The following is a 21,389-nucleotide window of genomic DNA, read 5'->3' as shown; positions in this document are numbered from 1 at the left end:
ACTAAAAAGGGCAAAACTCGAGAGCAACTAAAGCCCCGAAAAACGACCCGTTTAGTCAGGGAGCAGTCGATAACCAACGGACGATTCGGTGATCAAGTACCTTGGCCGAGCGGGGTCGAACTCGAGTTTCTGTCTTAAGTGGCCCATATATACGCGAACATAATGCGTGTTTTCCGATTGTGTTGGGCCCCACACCTCGCGCAACAAATAATCATAAGTGAGCACCTTTCCAGCGCATGCAATGAGAGTGCTCAAAAGCCGGTACTCAATGGGCGTCAAATGTACGAGGACGTTATTTCGACGTACCTGACGTGTCGCGAAATCGACGCTTACGTCACCGAACGTGTATACATACCCCTCAGTCAAATTTGGGCGACCGCGCCGCATTACGACACGAACACGCGCCAATAATTCGCCCATACCAAAGGGTTTGGTCAGATAGTCGTCTGCCCCGGCGTCCAGGGCAGCGATCTTGTCGATTTCGTTTGTTCGTGCTGAAAGCACAATTACCGGGGTCGTCGACCATGCACGCAAGTCATTCAGGTAGGTGAGCCCGTCACCGTCCGGCAAGCCCAAATCGAGAATGATGAGATCTGGCCGACGCGTGCCTGCCTCGATGAGCCCTTTCTTTAAGGTGTCAACCTCGAATATCTGCCACTTTTCGGCCTCGAGCGACATGCGTACGAATCGGCGAATGAGGGGTTCATCCTCGATAATTAGGGCAGTTAGGGTTGGGTCGTTCATGTTGCTTGAGCTTCAGCTTGATTGCCCTATGCTTCAGAGCGGTCGGGCATGTTAGGCGGGATGCCAAGCGGAATAGAAAAACCGAATGTGGCGCCACGGGGTCTTTTACTTGTGTCGGGTAAATGACCGGCCAGTAATAAGCTGGGCTCGGCTTGTGGCTCGGCCCAGATATCACCGCCGTGCGCCTCGATGATTGCACGACAAATGGCTAATCCTAAGCCTACGCCCGGCGTCGTTGATTCTTGCTGTCCCCGAGAAAACTTTTTAAATAAGGCTTCTTCCCGGCCTGGAAGCAACCCTGGGCCATCATCAGATACGGTCACCAAGAATTGTCGTTCGCTTGCTTTGGCATCGATTGTCACGGTACTACCCACTGGTGTGTACTTGACCGCATTTTCCAGAAGATTGCACAGTACGCGTTCGATCAGGGTGGCGTCAACATAGATTAAAGGAAGTTCAGACGCAAGGCGCGTAACCACCAGGTGATTTGAAAGTGTTGTGTCCATGGATCGTAGCGCGCTTCCGATGACTTCTTCAAAAGGTCGCCATTGCCTGTTTAGTTGTACCGTGCCGCTTTGTAGCCTGGCCATATCTAAAATGTTATCGACCATTGCGTTTAGGCGGCGAGCACTTCGACCGATGGTTTGCACAATTTCTCTCGTGTCGACTGAAAGTTCGTCCGAGCTCGACTCTAGCATCTGCGACATACCGTACAGAGCGGTCAATGGGGTTCTCAGGTCGTGCGACAAAGCCGAAAGAAGCGAGTTACGCAACTGTTCAGATTCCATTTGCAAGGTAGTGTGTTGGGCTACGTATACATAATGTAGCCGTTCTAGTGCGATGGCCGTCAGTACCGCAAAGGTTTCAAGTTGCTCGCGCTGTTCAGGCACGAGCAGCAACCGCGGTTGTGTGGGGCAAATAGCGAGGACGCCTCTTGCACGCATGGGGGCCTTAAGTGGCAGGTAAAGCCACGGGCTACCGGGTAGCGTGTCGGTGCCCAAGCCTGCCGCCTCGTTGTTCTCAAGCGCCCAATGAGCGGCTCCGATATCCAGGCTGGCTACATTGGTACCCGAGCGCGGCATTTGCAGCATGTCGTCCATGCCAAGCACAAAAATATGGGCATGTGCTCGAAACTCGCGTGCGATGGCTTGCTCGGCGACTTCGACGAGTTGTTCAATTACCAAAACACTGGACAAGTCTCGCGCCACCTCGAATAACGCCTGTGAACGTGCTTCACGATGTCTGGCAATACGCACCTGAAATCGTAGCCCCGCAGCCAGTTGCCCCACAATGATGCCAACGGCCAGCATCACGCCGAATGTCAATAAGTATTGAACATCCGAGACGGAAAATGACATAAGAGGCGGAACAAAGAATAAATCGAAGACTGCCACGTTTAACACTGCCGCCATCATGGCCGGGCCTCGTCCATAGCGGATTGCTACCCCCAAGACAGCCAGCAGAAACAACATAACAATGTTGGCCTGGTCCAGTGCAGATCGCAACGGCAGGGTAAGCAGCGTGGTGGCGGCGCAGATTGCGGCCGCCCACGCGTAGCGTGCCAGCGGGTAAACCGTGTTATGGTTTCGCGTTTTTTGGGCAGCGCGTGCGGGTGCATTTTGTGCCCGGCCCAGTTCGATCACATCCAGGTCGGGAGCGATCGCAGCAATCTTTTGCCCGAGCCCTCGCGCCAACCAACTGCGGCGTCGTTCAGGACGCCCAATCAAAATCTTGGACAGATTACACTGGCTGGCGTAATCGGCCAGGGCTTGCGGAATATGTTGAGAAGAAAGAACTGCCGTCTTGGCCCCCAGGTCTTGGGCTAGCCTGACAGTTTGAAGAATACGTTCGCGTTGCTCGTTACTGAGTCGCTGCAGCGCTGGGGTTTCAACATAAACAGCGTGCCACGTGGTTGCCATCTGCTGCGCCAGTCGGGCGGCGCTTCGCACAATGTAGTCGCTGTCGTCTTCAGGGCCAATGCAGCACAGCAAGGTGGCTTCAGTTTTCCACACCTGGTTGATAGCGTGGCGCATGCGGTAAGCCTGTACATCTTCCCCGACCCGATCGGCAGCACGACGCAGTGCCAACTCGCGCAATGCGATCAGGTTGCCTTTGCGGAAAAAATTTTGGCTGGCCCGTTTAGCCTGATCGGGAATGTAGATTTTGCCTGCGTTCAGCCTGGCAATCAGCTCGTCGGCGGGCGTATCGACGAATACCACCTCATCAGCTTGATCAAAGAAGGTATCGGGCAGTGTCTCGTGTACACGAATGCCTGCAATGCCGCCCACCACGTCGTTCAAGCTATCCAGATGCTGCACATTAAGTGTGGTGTACACGTTAATGCCAGCATCCAACAGTTCGTCTACATCTTGCCAGCGTTTGGGGTGGCGTGAACCAGCGACGTTGGAATGCGCCAGTTCATCAACCAGAATGAGGTTTGGGCGGCGATGCAGTGCGCCATCGAGGTCAAATTCGCTGAGGATCCGTCCTTGGTAGTTGATTTTTTTGGCTGGAAGTACTTCCAGTACACCCATTTGAGCCGCAGTTTCTCTACGCCCGTGCGTTTCTACCACACCCGCAAGAACGTCCACACCTTTAGCGTGGAGCTCAACCGCAGCCCTGAGCATGGCATAGGTTTTACCCACGCCGGCCGATGCGCCAAAATAAATACGCAACTTGCCGCGCGACGCCCGGGCTTCGTCCTGGCGAATTTGTGCTAACAGGTCGTCTGGGTCGGGTCGTGAGTCATTCATGGGTGAGCAAGATCATCTACAAGGTGGCCATGTTTAGTTTGTATTGAAACACGCACTATTCAAACAAGGTGTGTAGCCAATAGCAGAATATCGATCAGCTTGATCCCTGCAAATGGTACGACAAGACCTCCCAAACCATACACAAGTAAATTTCTATTTAATAACGCGCTGGCTCCCAAAGCACGGTACCGAACACCCTTGAGGGCGAGAGGAATCAAAAACACGATGATGAGGGCGTTAAAAATAACAGCAGACAAAATGGCAGATTGTGGGCTGGCTAAGCCCATTACATTGAGAATGGCTAGTTGTGGATAGGTCGTAACGAACATGGCCGGCAAGATGGCAAAGTACTTTGCCACATCGTTGGCAATAGAAAATGTGGTTAGCGACCCCCGTGTCATCAGCAGTTGCTTACCTGTTTCGACGATTTCCAGCAATTTGGTGGGGTTTGAGTCCAGGTCAACCATGTTTCCTGCTTCTTTGGCGGCCTGCGTGCCGGTATTCATGGCAACGGCCACATCGGCCTGGGCCAGGGCAGGTGCATCGTTGGTACCATCGCCCGTCATCGCGACTAACTGACCTGCAGACTGGTAGCTGCGTATCATGGCTAGCTTGGCTTCCGGAGTGGCTTCCGCCAAAAAGTCATCCACGCCGGCCTCTGCCGCAATGGCGGCCGCTGTAAGGCGATTGTCCCCGGTAATCATGACAGTTTTAATACCCATGCGGCGCAATTGGGCAAAACGTTCTTTGATTCCGCCTTTTACGATGTCTTTTAGTTCAACCACGCCAAGCACTACTGCATTTTCTGCCACGACTAGCGGTGTACTGCCACGGCGTGCGATTTCATCCATTTTCAGCTGTATATCCTCGGGCCAGCGGCCGCCAAGTGATTCGATGTGCTTTCGAATTGCTTGTCCGGCACCCTTGCGAATTACGCGGGGCCCGCTGTCGCCCGTCAAATCCACGCCGCTCATGCGCGTCTGCGCCGTAAATGGAATGAACATTGGGTTGAGGGTAGCCATTTCATGCTGGCGCAGATTAAATCGCGTCTTGGCAAGCACGGCAATGCTTCGCCCTTCAGGCGTTTCATCCTCTAGCGAGGCTAATTGCGCGGCTTCGGCCAAGGCCCGTTCGCTGGTACCTTCGCCGGGAAGAAAGCTCGAGGCTTGCCGGTTTCCTAGCGTAATAGTGCCCGTTTTATCGAGCAGCAGTACGTCCACATCGCCCGCTGCTTCTACAGCACGACCGGAAGTGGCAATGACATTGGCCTGCATCATGCGGCTCATACCGGCTACACCGATTGCAGAGAGCAGGCCGCCGATGGTGGTCGGAATTAAACAGACCAGCAACGCGATTAATGCCGTGACGCTGACGGCCTGACCCGTGCCGCTCGCACTCACGGCAAATGCGGAAAACGGCGCCAGTGTTACCACGACCAACAAAAACACAATCGTCAGGCCGATCAGCAAAATTGTCAGAGCAATTTCATTGGGTGTCTTTCTGCGTTTGGCGCCCTCTACCATGGAGATCATGCGGTCCAGAAACGATTCGCCCGCATTGACGCTAACGCGTACCACCAGCCAGTCAGATAGCACTCGCGTGCCTCCCGTCACGGAGGAAAAATCGCCGCCTGATTCGCGAATTACCGGTGCCGATTCGCCGGTAATGGCGCTTTCATCGACCGAGGCCACACCCTCGATAACTTCCCCGTCTAAAGGGATTACATCACCTGTTTCAACCAGCACCACAGTTTCTTTGCGCAGGTCGTCGGCCTCTCTCGGCAGCCAATTGCTACCGTAATGGGGCTCCTGGAGAACCTTTGCAATAGTCTTGTGCTTCATGCCGCGCAAGGTCGAAGCCTGAGCCTTGCTGCGCCCCTCGGCCAACGCCTCGGCGAAATTTGCAAACAGCACGGTAAACCACAGCCATGCTGTGATGGCCAGGCTAAAACCAGGCGCGGCATGCTCGTCAAACATTACGGCTTGCAGCCATAGAGCGGTGGTGAGAATGCTGCCTACATAGACGACGAACATCACCGGGTTCTTCCATTGCGCCTGTGGCGCAAGCTTCTTGAGTGCCTCCAGGCATGCAGGCCCGACCAGTTTCCGATCGAATAAAGGTAGAGGTGTGTTTCTATCACTCATGGCTATTCTCTAGGTTTTTCATGCAAGGGCGCGGGTAATAATTCATCGAGCGCAAGGTTAAGTTTCAAGACGTTGACGCGAGGCTCACCGAATATGCCAAGGGAGCGCTCAGTAATATGGGCTTTCAACAGTTGCTGGACAGTACTCACTGGCACTTGGCGATGCTCGGCCACGCGTGTGACCTGCAGCTGGGCATTGGCAATGGAAATGTCCGGATCCAGGCCCGAAGCGGATGCCGTTACCGCGTCAACGGGCACGCTCGCAGTACTTGCCATACCGTTTTCCGTGCGATACGCCATCACTCGCTTAGCCACTTGATCCACCAGCTTGCGGTTGGTGGGGCCCAGATTACTGGCTCCGCTCAAGCCTGCGTTGTAAGGCATGCTTGTGGTTATTTCTGAATCGGCGGGGTCGGGTGCTAACGTTGCGCTTGGGCGTGGATGAAAGTAAACCGGTTGCGTGAAGTACTGGCCAATCAATGACGAGCCAATTACCACGCCGTTGCGTTTAATCAGGCTGCCTTGCGCCTGGTCGGGGAAAACCCTATTAGCTATGACAGTGGTGAGCATCGGGTAGGCCAGGCCAGCCAGCAACATGAAGAAAACGCTCGATACCAGCACTGGGCGGGCCATCCCTTTGAATAGCATGTGTCTTTCAGACATATCATTCCTTTAGTAAAGACGACCGGCCAACATGTCGATATGTTCAACGATAGGGCCCAACACCATGGCGGGAAGAAACGTCAACCCGCCCACCATGACAATCACACATAGCGTAAGAACCAGGAACAGCGGCGTCGCAGTGGGAAGCGTGCCCTGTGTCTCGGGTACGGATTTTTTGGCCGCCAATGATCCGGCCACAGCAAGCATTGGCAGCATCGTCAAATAGCGCCCAACCAACATTGAAAGCCCGATTGTGGTGTTGAAGAACGGCGTATTGGCATTCAGTCCGGCGAACGCTGAACCGTTATTTGCTGTACCTGATGTATAGGCGTACAGAATCTCACTGAAACCGTGTGCTCCAGGGTTATTCAAACTATCCGTTGTTCCGGGCCATACAACGGCCAACGCCGTGAAGCCCAGAATGCTCAGTGGATGCGCCAACACAGCCAGCATCACCAGTTTGATTTCCCGTGCTTCAATTTTTTTGCCCAGAAACTCGGGAGTGCGACCAATCATCATGCCCACTAGAAAAATCGTGAGAATGGCGTACTGGATTAGATTAATGAAGCCAACCCCAGCTCCGCCAAAAACGCTATTGAGCATCATTTGGGCTAAAGGGACGGCACCGCCCAATGGTGTGAGGGAGTCGTGCATGGCGTTTACCGAGCCTGTGGTTGCTGCGGTAGTGGTCGCAACGAAAAGGCTGGTGCCGGCGATGCCGAAACGCAACTCCTTGCCTTCCATATTTCCGCCCGGTTGGGCGGCAGTCAGCGCCTGATCTGCACCTGCAGCGGCCAGTAGCGGGTTTCCAGATTGTTCGGCTGAATACACCATGGCCAGAAAGCCGATAAAAAGCACCAGGAATGTGCCGAAAAACACCCATCCCTGGCGCCGACGTGCGAGGATACTGCCGAACGCATAGGTCAGTGCGGCAGGAATGAGCGGCATGCTTAAAATGTGCAAGGCGTTGGTAATCGGCGTGGGGTTTTCAAAGGGGTGTGCGGCATTCATGCCAAAAAACCCGCCGCCGTTGGTGCCAATATGTTTGATGGTTTCAAAGCTGGCCACGGCGCCCAGAATAATGTGTTGCTTCACGCCTTCCATGGTGGTGGCCATCACTTGGGAGCTCAAGGTTTGCGGTATGCCTTGCCAGACATAAACCAGCGCCATCACAAAGCAAAGTGGCAAGAACACGCGATAGATGATGCGCGTTACATCGACCCAAAAGCTACCGAAGTTTTGGGTGTTGGCGCGGCCTAGCCCACGAATAAACGCAGCACCGGCTGCCACGCCGGTTGCTGCGCCCGTCATCATCAAAAATGTGATTACTGCCATTTGGCTGAAATTACTTAGGCTGGCTTCACCCGAATAAGCTTGCCAATTGGTGTTCGTGATAAAGGAGGCTGCGGTATTGAATGCCAGCGCTGGCGTTTGTGCAGATAACGCCAAAGGGTTAAGTGGCATCCACGTCTGCACACGCAAAAGCAGATAGCCCAGTAGCATCATCGCAGCATTGGTCAGCACCAGCGCAGCGGCATAGCGGCCCCATGTCATAGACTCGTTGGGATCGATGCCAAATAGTTTGTATGTCCAACGTTCAGGCGAGCTGTGCTTTGACCCGATAAAAGCATGTGCAAGCCACTTGCCCATGACGATGGTGAGCATTGCCATACAGGCAAGCAGCACTATGAACTGCAATATATTGGTTGGCATTGTTTTGGCTCACTGAATTTTATCTAACGCCGCTATATAAAGTGCGACAAGCACAAAACATACGATGGTCAGACTAACGAAAATAAGATCGTCCACAAGTCATCCTTTACATGAAATTAGCCGTGTGAAAATATCGCGCTTCAAGCGAAGCTGGAAACGCCTAAAGATTAAATTCTTAAAATTTTTCTGGCCTTATCAAGGCATAGAACAGGTACGCAAAAAGTCCCAGGGCAACGAGGCCAGCACATAGTTCGAGCCAACTCATACACAATTTCTCAATGGGTAATTAACAATCACCACTGTATCCATAAGCCCATAAAATCTTTCTATAAATGCTGGCGTAACGTATAAAGAAAGTATAAAAATCGTATGGATATTGGTAGATGAGGGACGCTGGGCGTGCATTGGCGGCTGACGATATGCAAATGGCCGACTTCTTCTCGAGATGATCTATGACGTATCTGTAACGCAATGCTATGCGTTAGAAAGCCTGATCAAGCAAGGACCGCTACGACTTCAAACGCTTGCCGGAGAAATGTGTCTGGGTAAAAGCACAGCAAGTTGGGTCGTGAACGCGTTGGAGCGCTAGGGGTATGCGGTTCGCGTCGAGGACGCGCTTGATCGCAGGGCTATACGGATCCAGTCGACGCAGTCAGGGCAGAAGCTTTATCAAAAAATTCGAGCCGACTTGATAGCCGAAGAGCGCGCCATGATTGAAACCTTTGCACCTGAAGTGCGCCAGGCCCCATTAAAACTATTAAGGCAACTTGCTAGGACAACGGAAGCAAGGTGCGGTGTACGGGTCAATAACTTACCCGAAACATATGCAGACGAGAAATAATCACACCCTATCCGTTTTTTGAACGATGCCAACAGCGGCCGCCGTGCCGACGACTATCAGTGATGGCGATCGTTACGTTCCTCAAGTAATTCGATCTGTATCTGCTGCAATTCGGCGAGCTTTTCCCATTGATGAGCAAGTTGATGATCGATTTTTTCGTGTAACTGGCGGATTTCAAGTTCGGCCTTGAGGTTCACCCGGTAGTCGTTTTCGGCACGCAGGCGATCCTTGGTTTCCTGCCGCCGCTGGCTCATCAAAATGACTGGGGCCTGGACAGCCGCTAGGCAAGACAGCACCAGGTTCAGCAGAATGAACGGATAGGGGTCGAAGGGACGTGCAAACAGGCCGGCAACGTTCAGTGTGATCCAAACCATGAGTACCACGCCGAACGAAATTATAAATACCCAACTGCCGCCAAATTGCGCGACTTTATCAGCGGTACGCTCGCCGAAAGTGGAATTCATCGCAATTTCGTCTTCGGTATTGCGCGAAACCAGTTCTCCGGCTTCCAAACTGTCGACAACCTGCCGGGTTAAATCGTCTAGCTCTCCGCGTTCATCTGCCAGAAGCTTTTCGACATATTGACGACGAAACTTGGCTAGATCAGGTTTGCAAATGTACTTTCCTTCAATCCAGCCAGGGGTTTTTTGAGCTATCAGATCTGACACGCGGGGCAGCACGGAGATCCATGGTCGCAATTTTGATCGGGGAAAGACATGACCGCATATATGGCAGGTTGATTGCATCGCAACACCCGATTTAGAGTGTTCTTTCATTCTAAACGGCTCCGTTGCGCTAACTGGTGAGGGGTATGGCGAAAATTCATCTTTGCAATCGCTTCATGTCGCGCCGCGGTGAAACATCACTCTTACGCACAAACCTGGAGTGGGTTCTTCGCCACCTGAGCAGTCTAGCGTTACCCGTGCGCCTATGCGCGCTGCAATCGCGCCCACAATTGACAGCCCCAGACCTGAACCTACCTCGTCATTACCCAGCACGCGATAAAACGGGTCGAACACGCGCGCACGCTCTTCTTTAGCAATGCCCGGGCCGGTGTCATCAACCTGCAGTATTACGCCATCGGGTGTGACTCGTACCGATATATCGACCTGTCCTCCGTCAGGCGTGTACCTGATTGCGTTTTCTACGATATTTTTGACTAGCGTTTTTAGATCAATTGCAGACGCCGATACTGTAGTGCTGGCATCGCCAATCACACCCACGTCGATATGTTTAGCCTGTGCCAAAGGAATTAGGTCTTCGAGAACTTGACGAAAAACCTGGCCAAGGCAAACCTCGTCAGCCTGCTCGTCGCCTGACTCTTGGGCGCGGGCCAATGCCAGTAATTGTTCTAGCAATGTTCGCGTTCGCCGCAGGCCATTTTGCAATATGTCGAGGCGCTGTCGACCTTGAGCCGACATGTCGGCTGCATTGAGTAACTCGGCTTGAAGGGAAAGCGCCGTGAGTGGTGAGCGAAGCTCGTGGGCGGCATCGGCGACAAAACGGCGTTGCAACGCGATTGATTGTCTAACACGGGAAAGCAGTTGATTGATTTCGCGGACAAAAGGGCGAATCTCGGAGGGAATATGCGTGTCACTGAGTGCGGTCAAGTCTTGTTCTGAGCGCCGGCTGAGCTCTGAAGCTAATTGCTTTACGGGTTTGAACATCTGGCGAATCAATACGCCCACGAGTAACAATAGAATAGGGACAAGCACCATAAACGGCAAAACCGTTCTTAATGCGCTGTCTTGGGCAATTTCATCGCGCGTGGTTGTGCGTTGTCCTATTACTACTCGAGTGCCCTCCTTGGACGAGGCCACAAACAGTCGCCATGCTTCGTCGTGTACGCGGAAAGTCTGTATGCCATCGGGCAGGTGTACGGGCGAGGAGAGGGCGAGGCCTTCCCATACTGTTAAGAGGGCATTGTGACTGGGCAATATTTGAACAACGATTTGTGATTCGGGATCCGTGCCAGGCACTTCTTGAGGCATGGCGCCTTGGCTGATCGGCAATGGATAGCGATGCACCAGCGCCGCCATTTGCCGGAGCTGATCATCTTGCAATTCGTTGGCTTCCTGAAACGCGGAGGCAAAGGAGAACACGCCAGCAGCGATCGCAATGCCAAGAATGGCCGTCGAAAGCCAGACCGACAGCCGAAGCTGCAACGATTGTTTTATTTTCCCTTGGATACCATCCATCCCATACCTCTGACGTTTTGGATGGCCTCCTTACCCAGCTTCTTTCGAAGAGCATGGATCAGGAATTCCACCGCGTTACTTTCAACCTCTTCTCCCCAACCGTAGATACGGTCTTCCAAGTCGCTACGGGAAAGAATGGCTCCAGGGCGTGTTAGCAAAGCTTGCAACAAGGCAAACTCGCGATTGGAGAGTTGCATGGCAGGGCGGTCGCTGACAGTCACCTCCCGCGTCGACGGATTAAGTGATACAACCCCGTTGCTGAGAGCGGGCGTTGCGCTTCCACCCTTGCGTCGCAGCACAGCGCGCATACGCGCCAAAAGTTCGGCCATCTCAAAGGGCTTGACCACGTAGTCGTCAGCTCCGCCGTCTAAGCCGCGCAGACGGTCATTAAGATCATCGCGGGCTGTGATGATGAGCAATGGCACTGAGTTGCCTTTGGCACGGATGGTGGTCAGCACCTCTAGCCCGTCCTTGCCAGGCAGGCCAAGATCGAGCAGTACCAGGTCATAGTGCTGGCACTCCAGTGTTGTGAGGGCTGTCTGGCCGTTTTTGACCCAATCGGCGGCGTACGAAGCATTCTTGAGTGCTCCCTGGATGGCCTCGCCAATCATGGCATCGTCTTCGACCAGTAAAATCCGCATGCCATCTCCTACCGTTGGAAATAAATTAGTGTGCTGTGCTTGAAGCACGTTCATTAAACAAGAGAATGCACACCATAATAAAGACTAATAACGCTGCCGATGCTGAATATCGACTTAGAGCCAGCCCCCCTGCATTAAGCGGTTTATCCAGAAAATCTCCAACCACCGCGCCAAGAGGGCGGGTCAGCACAAATGCGGCCCAAAAGAGCAGGGTGCGCGATGTTTTTGTCCAATAGTAAGCCGCCGCGACCGACGCTAACAATGCTCCAAAGACAACAGCGGCACCTGCGTACCCGAGTCCTGCAGTACCCGCCGTCCAATCGCCCAATGCGGTACCTAACGTTTGGGAGAACATAATGGTCACCCAGTAAAACATTTCTGCTGTGGGCGAGTTAACGGTACTAACAGAGACCGAGCCGAGTGTGCGATGCCAAATAAACAATGAGCCGAGCAGCAAAACCAGCAGTAAGGTCGACCCACCCGCATAGCCAATACCAAGAGACCGGTCAGCGAAATCAGCCAGCGTCGTGCCAACCGTGGTGGTAGCGATGATGGTTGTCCAGTAAAGAGAGGGATAAAATTCCTTGGCCTTGATCTGCGCAAATACTGCTGCCAAAAACACGACCGAGAAAATACCCGTGCCGATCAAATAGCCTAGATGCATCGACATGGATACGGCATCGCCACCCGTTTCACCGAGCGTAGTTGCCGCGATCTTTATTATCCAAAACAGTATTGTGACTTCTGGAACTTTGCTCAAGGCAGTTTTCGTCGACGTATTCATTGTGGTTCTTCTTCTGGATTAGAGCTTTTCTTGGGTGCAGGATGTAGTAAGGGTATTAGCTGCCGCCTTGGCATTAACGTGTTGCTCGGTCTTCGCTGTCAGCAGTGTCTTGGATAGAAGAAAGAACGGTGCCATTATTGGCGTCGACGCTCACATCAAACACGTTGGCGCCGCTGGCCACCTCTACGTCGTACGCCCAACCTGTTTTAGTCTGTTCATACTCTGCCTGAACCGCCTTGCCATTGACGTGTTGCTCGGCCGCCGTAATGGCTTGTATGAGTGAAATTTTTGCATTACCAATGGCTGAGGCGTCATTTTCAGCGCTGCTAGCTGTGGTTGTCGCGTAGCCTGCGACACTCGCCGAAGCTAAAATGGCGGCGACAAGGGCGGTTTTGGTGTAACGAAACATAGTGGTTCTCCAAATAAAGGTACGCAAAAAATTGCGCTACGGTGGAGAATACGTAGCCTGACTTAGCTCACACTGAGTACAAACAATAAAGAATCGAGGTCGGCAGTGCTGAACTACCTTATCGAGCTTGTCACCCGGGCCGGGCATTGGGGATATGTGGTTATTTTCCTGGGGGCCGCGTTGGAGTCTGCCGCGTTTCTGGGGGTTATCGTGCCCGGTGAAAGTCTGGTGCTGGTAGCTGGCTTTCTGGCGGCACAAGGCGTTTTTGACCTCGATGTACTAATCATGGTCATCGCCATAGGTGCCGCCTTGGGCGATAGCTTAGGTTATGAGATGGGACGATGCCTGGGCCGGCCTGCGCTGCTGCGTTATGGGTCTCGCTTTGGCATTAATGAAGAGCGCGTCGCAAAAACAGATGCTTTTTTTACACGGCACGGGGGCAAGGCGGTTTTTCTGGGGCGCTTTGTGGGGTTCGCCCGTGCATTGGTACCTTTCTTGGCAGGTTCGTCCAAGATGCCATATCGCTTCTTTTTGCCCTATAACATGATGGGCGCCTTCCTGTGGTCGGCGGCCGTAACACTTCTTGGCTATTTCCTGGGCGCAAGCTGGCAACTCGCGGCGGGCTGGATCGGGCGGGCAAGCGCTATTTTGGGCGGGGTTTTGGCATTCTCACTAGGCTTGGTGTGGCTATGGAGATGGGCGATGCGTCATGAGGCCGCACTTGAGTCGGCATGGTCTCGATTTTTGGCACAGCCCCGAGTTGCCGCACTACGTTTACGTTTTGAGCCACAACTGGCATTTGTTCGGGCCAGGCTTACACCCGATGGCTATTTGGGTTTACGCCTTTCGGTCGGTGCGCTGGTTCTCATTGCAGCTAGTTGGGTATTTGGCGGTATTGCAGAGGATGTAATGACTGGCGACCCGATCACTGTCGTCGATATGCATATCGCGCAATGGTTGCACGCGCATGCGGTGCCCTGGCTGACGCAGATTATGGAAATGATCTCCTTGCTGCACAACACAGTGGGCATCACTATAATAACCTTGGTGTTCGCTGCAATACTCATAGCGAAACGGTATTGGTACTGGCTGTTGAATCTGGTTTTGGTAGTACCAGGGGGCATGCTGCTCAACGTACTGATGAAACACGCGTTCCAGCGTGCACGTCCGGTATTTGAGCAGCCGCTCGTTAGCCTGAGCAGCTATAGCTTTCCAAGTGGCCATGCGGCAGCGAGTACGTTGTTTTATGGAATGCTCGCTGCATTCATTATTGCAAACACGTCTTCCTGGAACAGACGTGTATGGACGGCGCTTTTGGCATTTGCCATGGTTAGTTTGGTAGCATTTAGCCGGCTATACCTGGGGGCGCATTACCTAAGCGACGTTTTGGCCGCACTGGCGGAAGGCCTTGCATGGCTTGCGCTTTGCCTTACAGGCACGCATACCTATCAGCAACAGAAACAACAAATTAATCGCTAATAATTGGGCGGCGGTGTCGTATCGCCAGCCAATACTTGGGCCAGAGTGTTGCCGTCTATATAGAAGGAGCGATGAGAATACCCTGCCTCAAGTGAGGATTCGTTCAATTTGCTTGCAACTTTGTTTCATCGGGTTTCATTCACGTATATTCTCTCGCCAGATGTTGCACCGAGCTTCAAAACCCACTGCAGCCGTCTATTTCACAGTAGGATAAGGATATCAATAGCCGTCTGCATAAGCAGACTGGGAGACGTATATGTCCTTGACCTTTTTTAACAGGAGTAACCGCGAGAGCCGCCATGTCGGTTCATTGCTGACACGCGCAGTTGTGGTCGTTGGCCTGGCGCTGACGCTTTCAGCCTGTGCCTATGACTCACCGTATTACAACGATTACGGTGGATATGGAAGCTACGATGGATACAGCGGTTATAGCGGTTATAGCGGCTATGGCGGGTACCGCGGTAATAACGATTATCGCTATCGTAACTACGGCCCAGGCTACTACACTCGCGATAATCACTCACATCGCTCCGACCGTCGTGATTACGACCGACATCGTGACGCGAACCGGGATCATCGTGCTGACAATCGACGCAATGAAAACCGTCGAGCTGAAAATAATCGCCAAAATTACAAGTCGAACGAAGGCCAGCACGATCGACGTGCAACCTCCAACTCCAGAAATGGCGGCCGCAACGTGCAGCGAGCAGGCCAAGGGAATAATCGAACAGATTCGCCAATTACACCATTCGATAGCCAGATGCGCAGGGGTAATCGCTGATCCGTTTGTTTTCCGACAACTATGGATGCTGGTCGCCACCGCCTAAGTGCATGGCCAAACCCAATCTATTTGTTGATTGAGCTAAGGCCTTGAAGCGTTTGCGAAGGCGGGATATCGTCAGGAAGACTGAAGAATCCTTTATAAGGCGCTTGGCTGGCGCCTGCTCATCAAGTTGTCGGCCGAGCGTAGCAAGCCCAAAAAGGCGGCAACAACCCATGCCAATGGCCGCAACAAAAGACGCAGCAACAAAAGAACAGGAAGCAGTACGAGCGTCCAGCCTATTACCTGTACCAGGCTAGCGGGCAGCCCAAATTTTTCAGCCACAGACCCCAGTAAGGAGTTGATGACGCTTGGATGACGAATGGCAATATACGCCAACACGGCGGGTGCGCCATACTTCACCAGGCGCATACCGATCGCGCTTGTGCGCCATAAGCCGGAGCCCAGCGCCGCAGACCGCTGAGAAAAGGTCAGGGTGCGCCCGCTAACCGCACTGGCCTTGCCCAGCCGCAATATCTTGAAGGCACTGACGCCAATTGCGACGTCCAGCGCAGCCCAGCCCACATCGCCCACGCTTATAGGTTCATCACGGCGTACGCGAGTTTCGAGCCCCTTAACCCCGCCTGCAAAAAAACTATTGATGCCTTCAAGCACACGTTCGGTCTGAACCCAGCCGACTTGGCCATTGGGAGCCAGTACAAACTGCCCGATGAAGTCGTAGCCCTCTGTCTTGATGAACTGTATGGCATACCAGCCACGCTCCTCGCTCGAGATTTCACTGCGGTTACTGCTTGAGGCGGAGGAGGTGTCGTCCTCAGACTGACCGAACAACCCTAGCGCCTTCTGGGTTGTTTCGCTGATCTTGCGCATGAACTCAAGCGTAAAGACTTCATGGGTGACAAAATACTGCAGCGGCAGGAGCGCGTCTTCGCCATAACGGCTAAGCACCGCCTGGAAGTCTGGGCTCTCTCCGTATGTCAGAAGAAGCGGTCTGGCAATCTCGGGGTAACGCAGCAAGGCGATTTTTGCCTTGGCAAGCAACACGGGGTCTTCTGCATACGCAAGAAACAGCGCCTGGATCTGGGCAGGCTCAGCAGCCAGCTCGTCGGCCATTTCGGGCAAAGCCTGCTTAACCTGCAGATGCAACAATTGCGCCTCCAGAGGCTTGGGTTTGAATGTGCTGGTAATTAACAGTGCACCAAGAAACGCCAGCAAGCCGGCCACAAACAGAGTTTTCACAGGACACGCTCGACAGAAAACACGCAAGAGTGTTCACTGTAGCAGAGGCAGATGGCTGGTTTTATTGTGTTGAGTGCAACTTGCAAGTGCTTGCACCTCGTGCTGAAAATAACCATGTGCGGCACCGTTTGGAAAACTTGATTTGCGGTAATCACGTAAAGTAACATGATACCTTACATGGTTAACAGAGAGGGTGAATGGCATGAGCACGACAGCCAAGGTCGAACGACACCGCGCCCGGTTGCGGGCCGAAGGCTTGCGGCCCTTTCAGATGTGGGTGCCCGACACGCGCACCCCCCAGTTTGCTGAGCAAATCACACGGCAGGTTCGCAAGCTAAAGAGTGATTCAGCAGAGAGGGAAATCCTTGAATTTACCGATGATGCGGCTAACTCAACGGAGGGTTGGCTATGAGTGGTCGCGGTAGCCTCGTTACTGTGGCGTTTCAGGGGGATCTTGGTAAGCCCCGCCCCGCGTTAATCATTCAGTCAGATCTTCTTGCCGAAATGCAAAGCGTTATCGTATGCCCGATCACCAGCGATATACGTGATACCGCTTTTCGTGTAACTATCGAGCCCAATCCTGCCAACGGCCTGCAATCACTATCTCAAGTAATGGTAGACAAAATTGCAACATTGTCGCGTTCGAAGATCGGCAAAACAATTGGTCAACTGGACTCCGAGCGAATGCGCGCCGTAGAGCGTACCTTATTGTGGGTTGTTGGGATCGCCTAGTCATTTTCCCGATCAAGTGAAACGCTTTGAATGTTGGCCTTGTTCCTTAAATGGCTAACCCGCCAACAGCTTGCGTCGCAGTCGTATATAACCGATCCACACACCCGTCACGCTCATTACCAAGCCGCCAATGCTCAGAAGTATCAATGCAATGTTGCGCGTGAGTTCAGCCTTTAACATGGGCTGAAAATCCCAACTGTGCAGTAGGTTAAATAGCCATCGGCCAACTCTTTGCCTGCGGCTCAGGGATTGTTCTACGTCTCCCGTGTGCGGGTCGATGTAAACCCAGGTGGCGTCGGCGTCCTTGAACACGACACGCAATGCGGGTAGCCGCCGATCATCGGCGCCATACATGGATGCAGTCGCCCGGTGAAAATAATACGCATCGTAGTCACTCAACAGGTTCGAAGATGCTATGGGTGCTTTAAAAAGATGATATGCGCCCGCGACCAGAACAGACTCAGGCCACTGTTTGCGCACGATGTAGCCGCCAGCCTCGTGTACGATAAGCCTCACATCATTAGCCGCGTCACGCGCAAGCAGATAGGGCTGTTTGTTCAGTACCCGCCACTCAAGCTGCCGTGCGTAAAAGCCCTCTCGGGCCAGCAAGGTCAGTGCTTCAGGCGCCTGCAGTTCCAGCCGCACCTGGCCTGGTGTTTCACCGCGCCAGGCCACCACATCTGGTTTGGCATGCAGAGGGTTGAACACCCCCACCGGGTTCATGGACATCAGACCGCTGAATATCCAGGTGCACGTTGTCGCGGCAAACAATAACCCTGCCAGATGATGCCAGCGCATCCACCCATCCCGGTAGGGTGAATGCGAGCCTGATTTGTAGGGGTGGCTGAAGCGCCAGCGCCAAAGGCCCACGAAGGTTCCGCTTACGGCGGTGATGACGCCTACTGCCGACAGAACAATGACCAGCCAGCTCCAGATAGGATCGGTTGGCTGATTACGGAACATATACAGCCAGTGCAGCCAGGCCCCGACATAATTCCATGCGCGTTCAGCACGTGGTGCATCCATGACGATCTCGCCGGTGGAGGAAGACACATAGAGCAAGGTATGCGCGGGGTCTTCTAGCTGAACACGATGCAAGGGCCTGTGCGCATTCAGCATGCCAGAATGGGTCCAGCGGTCTTCTTGCGTTAGACCCAGCCAGGTTGCCCCCATTACCGGACCGGGCAAAGGCGTAGTACTTTCCGCTATCGGTTGGTTGCCAGCGTCTTGACCGTGCCGGGCCTGCTCCCCGTATGTACGCGCCGCCAGAACCGCCTCATCCTTGGTGACCGGAGAGCGAAGAAGCCCCGTTCGTGCATTGACCGAGATATAGCGCCCGTCGTTTTGTAGAAGACGGTAATACGGCTGGCCCCCCTGCGCCGTCAGCTGAATTTCGCGTACGTCCGTCGGTTTCTGGGCCTGTGCTAACGCAGCCTCGACCGGCACGCAGCAGTCGGGGGCGGAAAGCACTGGCAGCGCAGCCAGGCGCTCGGCGGGCAAGAGTTTGGGGTAACCCACAAACAGCATGACCACGCCGCTTAAAAACCAGATGGCCATCAGCACGCACGCACCAACACCCGTCCACCGGTGCACGAGGTAAGTGATGCGCTTAAATCGCATCCAGAAGCTAGTCATGATGGCTACGCCTGGCTAGAAACGATAGTCGGCAGTCAGCTGAACCCGGCGCCCTGGCCCTTGCAACCATTGCGTGGGGTTGTAATACGCCGTCTCTGCATACTGTCGGTCAAAGACATTGAAGCCCCGCAAAGCGAATCGCAGGTCTTTACGCGCCTGCCACTGAAGGGCGAGATCGACGGTTGTGTATGCAGGCATTTCAAGTGTGTTGGCGCGATCCGCATAGCGCTTGCCAACATAGCGCAGGCCGGTACTCGCCGTCCATGTGGGCAGAAATTTCCAGCTTAGCCAAACATTGGCCAGGCGCTCAGGCACATCGGTGGGCACGTTGCCGTTGCGCGAAACCGCTGATCCATTCACAGCTTCTGTAAAGTCATCATACCGGGCTCGCAAAATAGAGGCGTTGGCGTCAAGACGCCATTTGCCAAAATCCAGGCCCACAGTTGCCTCCAGACCTTGTGAAGATTGCTGGCCAACTTGAACACTGGTGGTTGGGTCGGCGACGTCTCGTGTGACCAGGCCGTTTTTTACGATTCTGTATGCAGCCAGCGTCCATTCTCCCTGGTCGCCCCAGAATTGCTGTTTGATACCAACTTCCCATTGTTTGCCGGTCGATAAATCGAAGTTTTTGTTGGAGGGTGACATCATCATGATGGCACTGACCGAGTCGGCTGCTTCAGAATATTGGCCGTAAATCGCAAGGCCAGGTGCGAGATCATAAACCGTACCTACACGCCAGCCTACGTTGGAGAAGGTCTTGTCGAAAGAAGTGGTGCCGCCCGCCAGGTCGCTCCGAGATAGGTCGATGTGGTCATAGCGCAATCCGCCCAACACTGACCAGGACGGGGTCAGTTCGATGCGATCTTCAGCAAATAGCGAGTACTGGGTCGCTACATTGCGGTAACGCGGCATAGGCAATACAACGTCGATGAATTCGCCTCTGTCATCCTGGTCTGGATCCCGGTAAGACACACCGCCATAAGGCGAGTTATTGCTGTGCTTGAAGTGGCTGCGATTGATGTCAAACCCCACTGACACCTGATTCTTCAGACCAAAGAGGCTTGTGTCGATACGAACGTCGGTGGTGTTGCCCGTTTGCGATTGCCGGTGGCGAATGTCTGTGTAACCGCTGCGCTCAATAAGGCCGCTGGCCGGTAGGTAATCGTAATTCTCGGCGTTACGCCAGTGACGTCTGCTGTCGATTTGATAGAGACGGCTGCGCACGGTTACGTCTGCGTTGGGCGTCCACTCTGCCGCAAGCTGTGTCCACTGGTCGTGAAATGAAATGTCCGAATTGTCGACGTTATAGTTCTTGTCTCGCCATGCGTCGTACTGTTCACCATCGCGCAAAGGCATGCCGAAATAACGCATGGGTTTCTGCCAGCCTTGCGCATGGCTTAGTGTCAGACTGAGCTCGGGCGAGACATCCAGTGTCAAGGCCCCCGAAACCGTTAGGTCGCGGTTGTCTCCCATGTCGACCCAGCCATCGGATCGGTTACCGCTTATGTCGAAACGGTAGGACAGCTTGTCGTTTATGGCTCCGCCGCTGCCCCAGGCCAGCCCCTGTGTGTTGTCAGTGCCCAGTTTGAACTGTAGTTCGTTTTCGATGGGCCCGCGCTGGGGCTTTTTGGGTACAACGTTGACGACACCGCCTATGGCGCCCTCACCGTAGATGACGGCGGCCGGTCCGCGCAGCACTTCGATCTGCTCAATAGACCAGGTGTCAAACGGGAAGGTAATGCCGATACCGCCATACTGCCGCATGCCATCGTATAGCTGCATGACTGAATTGGAGCCGGTGAAGCCGCGAGCCGCCAGCGCGTCACCGCCATTTCCGGGGTGGCCGATCTGGCTGATACCGGGTGCGCGGCTAACGGCGTCTGACACACTTGTGTCGCCCCGTTCTTCCAACTGTTCACGACTTATGACCGTTACGCTGGCGGGTGTTTCCAGTGGCGTCAAATCCAGGGAAGAACCCGTGGAAACAACGGTATTGAGCTCAAGCCCGTCGGCGGCGCGAATGGAAATGGCCGGTAATTGAGCGACAGATTCGGCGGCCAGACTGACAGGGACGTAAAAAGCGGACTGCAACAGGCAGCCTAGTGGCACAGCGGCAATGGCTGCGCGTACAAAAGCGGAGGGCATGAAAAAACCTCAGATACTTGTTATCGATGGCCGACGCAGAAATGCATCGACGTCATGGAGACAAATCAACTGAGGTGGTAAGGTGGCGCTCGCGAACCGAGAGGTGGCCCCAGAGGGGGCATGGGCGGGAGCGTGGCAAAAACGGGTATGTTAAAGACGGCCTTGGCGGCGGTGGGAAGCGCAATGTGCAGCGTATCTGGCCCCGGTGCCATTAAAGCCTGCTCGCTCATCATGCCGTAGGGGCAGCTATCGCCGCGCGACACGTCTTGCTGCGGGTCATTGTCTGCGGCATTTAGCGACAGAAACGATACGCCGCCGCCCGCTGTGCAAAGTGTTAGTACCAGCTGACCATTGCGCAGTGCGGTGGTATCGGGCATATACCCGAGAGGCATAAAGGCACGGCACACAAACGCCACCGTCGCGAGCCACAGCATGACGCTGTGGACGCTCAGAGGTATGCGGAAGTGGCCGGGTCTGCGCAACATAGTC

At 54.0% G+C, this 21,389-nt stretch carries 19 protein-coding genes; 4 read left to right on the top strand and 15 right to left on the bottom strand.

The features are described from left to right. Positions 1-51: 51 nt before the first annotated feature. The 11 genes from kdpE to FQ179_RS19360 all read right to left on the bottom strand — a co-directional run bounded on the left by kdpE (position 52) and on the right by FQ179_RS19360 (position 12,889). Positions 52-744, bottom strand: coding sequence for a two-component system response regulator KdpE (gene kdpE / locus FQ179_RS19415; protein ID WP_149398967.1), 693 nt, complete (start codon positions 742-744; stop codon positions 52-54). A gap of 26 nt (positions 745-770) precedes the next feature. Beyond that, positions 771-3,497, bottom strand: coding sequence for a DUF4118 domain-containing protein (locus FQ179_RS19410; protein WP_149398966.1), 2,727 nt, complete (start codon positions 3,495-3,497; stop codon positions 771-773). Positions 3,498-3,556: 59 nt separating this feature from the next. Further along, entirely contained in the window at positions 3,557-5,641 is a 2,085-nt protein-coding gene (kdpB, locus tag FQ179_RS19405) for a potassium-transporting ATPase subunit KdpB (RefSeq protein WP_149398965.1), read from the bottom strand. Positions 5,642-5,643: 2 nt separating this feature from the next. After that, entirely contained in the window at positions 5,644-6,303 is a 660-nt protein-coding gene (gene kdpC, locus FQ179_RS19400; RefSeq protein ID WP_149398964.1) for a potassium-transporting ATPase subunit KdpC, read from the bottom strand. A gap of 9 nt (positions 6,304-6,312) precedes the next feature. After that, the gene (kdpA, locus tag FQ179_RS19395) at positions 6,313-8,016 is read right to left on the bottom strand and encodes a potassium-transporting ATPase subunit KdpA (protein ID WP_149398963.1); all 1,704 of its coding nucleotides are present in this window, start codon (positions 8,014-8,016) and stop codon (positions 6,313-6,315) included. A 175-nt stretch (positions 8,017-8,191) separates the two neighbouring features. Continuing rightward, positions 8,192-8,281: a K(+)-transporting ATPase subunit F gene (gene kdpF / locus FQ179_RS19390; RefSeq protein WP_149398962.1), complete on the bottom strand. Its 90-nt coding sequence runs from the start codon at positions 8,279-8,281 to the stop codon at positions 8,192-8,194. 632 nt (positions 8,282-8,913) lie between these two features. Next, positions 8,914-9,633: a DUF1003 domain-containing protein gene (locus tag FQ179_RS22815; RefSeq protein ID WP_255475073.1), complete on the bottom strand. Its 720-nt coding sequence runs from the start codon at positions 9,631-9,633 to the stop codon at positions 8,914-8,916. Positions 9,634-9,696: 63 nt separating this feature from the next. Further along, on the bottom strand, positions 9,697-11,055 hold the full coding sequence (locus tag FQ179_RS19375; RefSeq protein ID WP_149398961.1) for an ATP-binding protein: 1,359 nt from the start codon (positions 11,053-11,055) through the stop codon (positions 9,697-9,699). Further along, the gene (locus tag FQ179_RS19370) at positions 11,031-11,696 is read right to left on the bottom strand and encodes a response regulator transcription factor (RefSeq protein WP_149398960.1); all 666 of its coding nucleotides are present in this window, start codon (positions 11,694-11,696) and stop codon (positions 11,031-11,033) included. The genes FQ179_RS19375 and FQ179_RS19370 overlap by 25 nt, the downstream gene beginning before the upstream one ends. Positions 11,697-11,721: 25 nt before the next feature. Continuing rightward, the gene (locus tag FQ179_RS19365; RefSeq protein WP_149398959.1) at positions 11,722-12,480 is read right to left on the bottom strand and encodes a hypothetical protein; all 759 of its coding nucleotides are present in this window, start codon (positions 12,478-12,480) and stop codon (positions 11,722-11,724) included. Between the two features lie 73 nt (positions 12,481-12,553). Beyond that, the gene (locus tag FQ179_RS19360) at positions 12,554-12,889 is read right to left on the bottom strand and encodes a PepSY domain-containing protein (RefSeq protein WP_149398958.1); all 336 of its coding nucleotides are present in this window, start codon (positions 12,887-12,889) and stop codon (positions 12,554-12,556) included. Between the two features lie 105 nt (positions 12,890-12,994). Here FQ179_RS19360 and FQ179_RS19355 point away from each other — a divergent pair, with 105 nt between their 5' ends. After that, positions 12,995-14,368: a bifunctional DedA family/phosphatase PAP2 family protein gene (locus FQ179_RS19355; RefSeq protein ID WP_149398957.1), complete on the top strand. Its 1,374-nt coding sequence runs from the start codon at positions 12,995-12,997 to the stop codon at positions 14,366-14,368. Between the two features lie 368 nt (positions 14,369-14,736). Next, complete coding sequence (locus tag FQ179_RS19350) at positions 14,737-15,195, top strand: hypothetical protein (RefSeq protein ID WP_188074667.1); 459 nt, start codon at positions 14,737-14,739, stop codon at positions 15,193-15,195. A gap of 92 nt (positions 15,196-15,287) precedes the next feature. Here FQ179_RS19350 and FQ179_RS19345 read toward each other — a convergent pair whose 3' ends face one another. Further along, the gene (locus FQ179_RS19345) at positions 15,288-16,388 is read right to left on the bottom strand and encodes a hypothetical protein (protein ID WP_149398955.1); all 1,101 of its coding nucleotides are present in this window, start codon (positions 16,386-16,388) and stop codon (positions 15,288-15,290) included. 202 nt (positions 16,389-16,590) lie between these two features. Here FQ179_RS19345 and FQ179_RS19340 point away from each other — a divergent pair, with 202 nt between their 5' ends. Then, positions 16,591-16,800 carry an antitoxin MazE family protein gene (locus FQ179_RS19340; protein ID WP_149398954.1) on the top strand — a complete coding sequence of 70 codons (210 nt, stop codon included), beginning with the start codon at positions 16,591-16,593 and terminating at the stop codon, positions 16,798-16,800. After that, on the top strand, positions 16,797-17,120 hold the full coding sequence (locus FQ179_RS19335; RefSeq protein ID WP_149398953.1) for a type II toxin-antitoxin system PemK/MazF family toxin: 324 nt from the start codon (positions 16,797-16,799) through the stop codon (positions 17,118-17,120). The genes FQ179_RS19340 and FQ179_RS19335 overlap by 4 nt, the downstream gene beginning before the upstream one ends. A 54-nt stretch (positions 17,121-17,174) precedes the next feature. On the opposite strand, the gene FQ179_RS19330 is transcribed toward FQ179_RS19335, so the two are convergent. From FQ179_RS19330 to FQ179_RS19320, 3 genes are all read right to left on the bottom strand, one after another. Then, on the bottom strand, positions 17,175-18,755 hold the full coding sequence (locus tag FQ179_RS19330) for a PepSY domain-containing protein (protein ID WP_255475072.1): 1,581 nt from the start codon (positions 18,753-18,755) through the stop codon (positions 17,175-17,177). Between the two features lie 15 nt (positions 18,756-18,770). Beyond that, positions 18,771-20,900 (bottom strand): TonB-dependent siderophore receptor, encoded by a 2,130-nt coding sequence (locus FQ179_RS19325; RefSeq protein ID WP_149398952.1) that lies wholly within the window; start codon positions 20,898-20,900, stop codon positions 18,771-18,773. A 65-nt stretch (positions 20,901-20,965) separates the two neighbouring features. Further along, entirely contained in the window at positions 20,966-21,385 is a 420-nt protein-coding gene (locus FQ179_RS19320) for a DUF2946 family protein (RefSeq protein ID WP_149398951.1), read from the bottom strand. Between the last annotated feature and the right edge of the window lie 4 nt (positions 21,386-21,389).

Source organism: Pusillimonas sp. ANT_WB101 (assembly GCF_008369125.1).
Lineage (GTDB): Bacteria > Pseudomonadota > Gammaproteobacteria > Burkholderiales > Burkholderiaceae_B > Allopusillimonas.
Note: the sequence above shows the minus strand (reverse complement) of the source record. Positions and strands in the feature narration are given on the sequence as shown.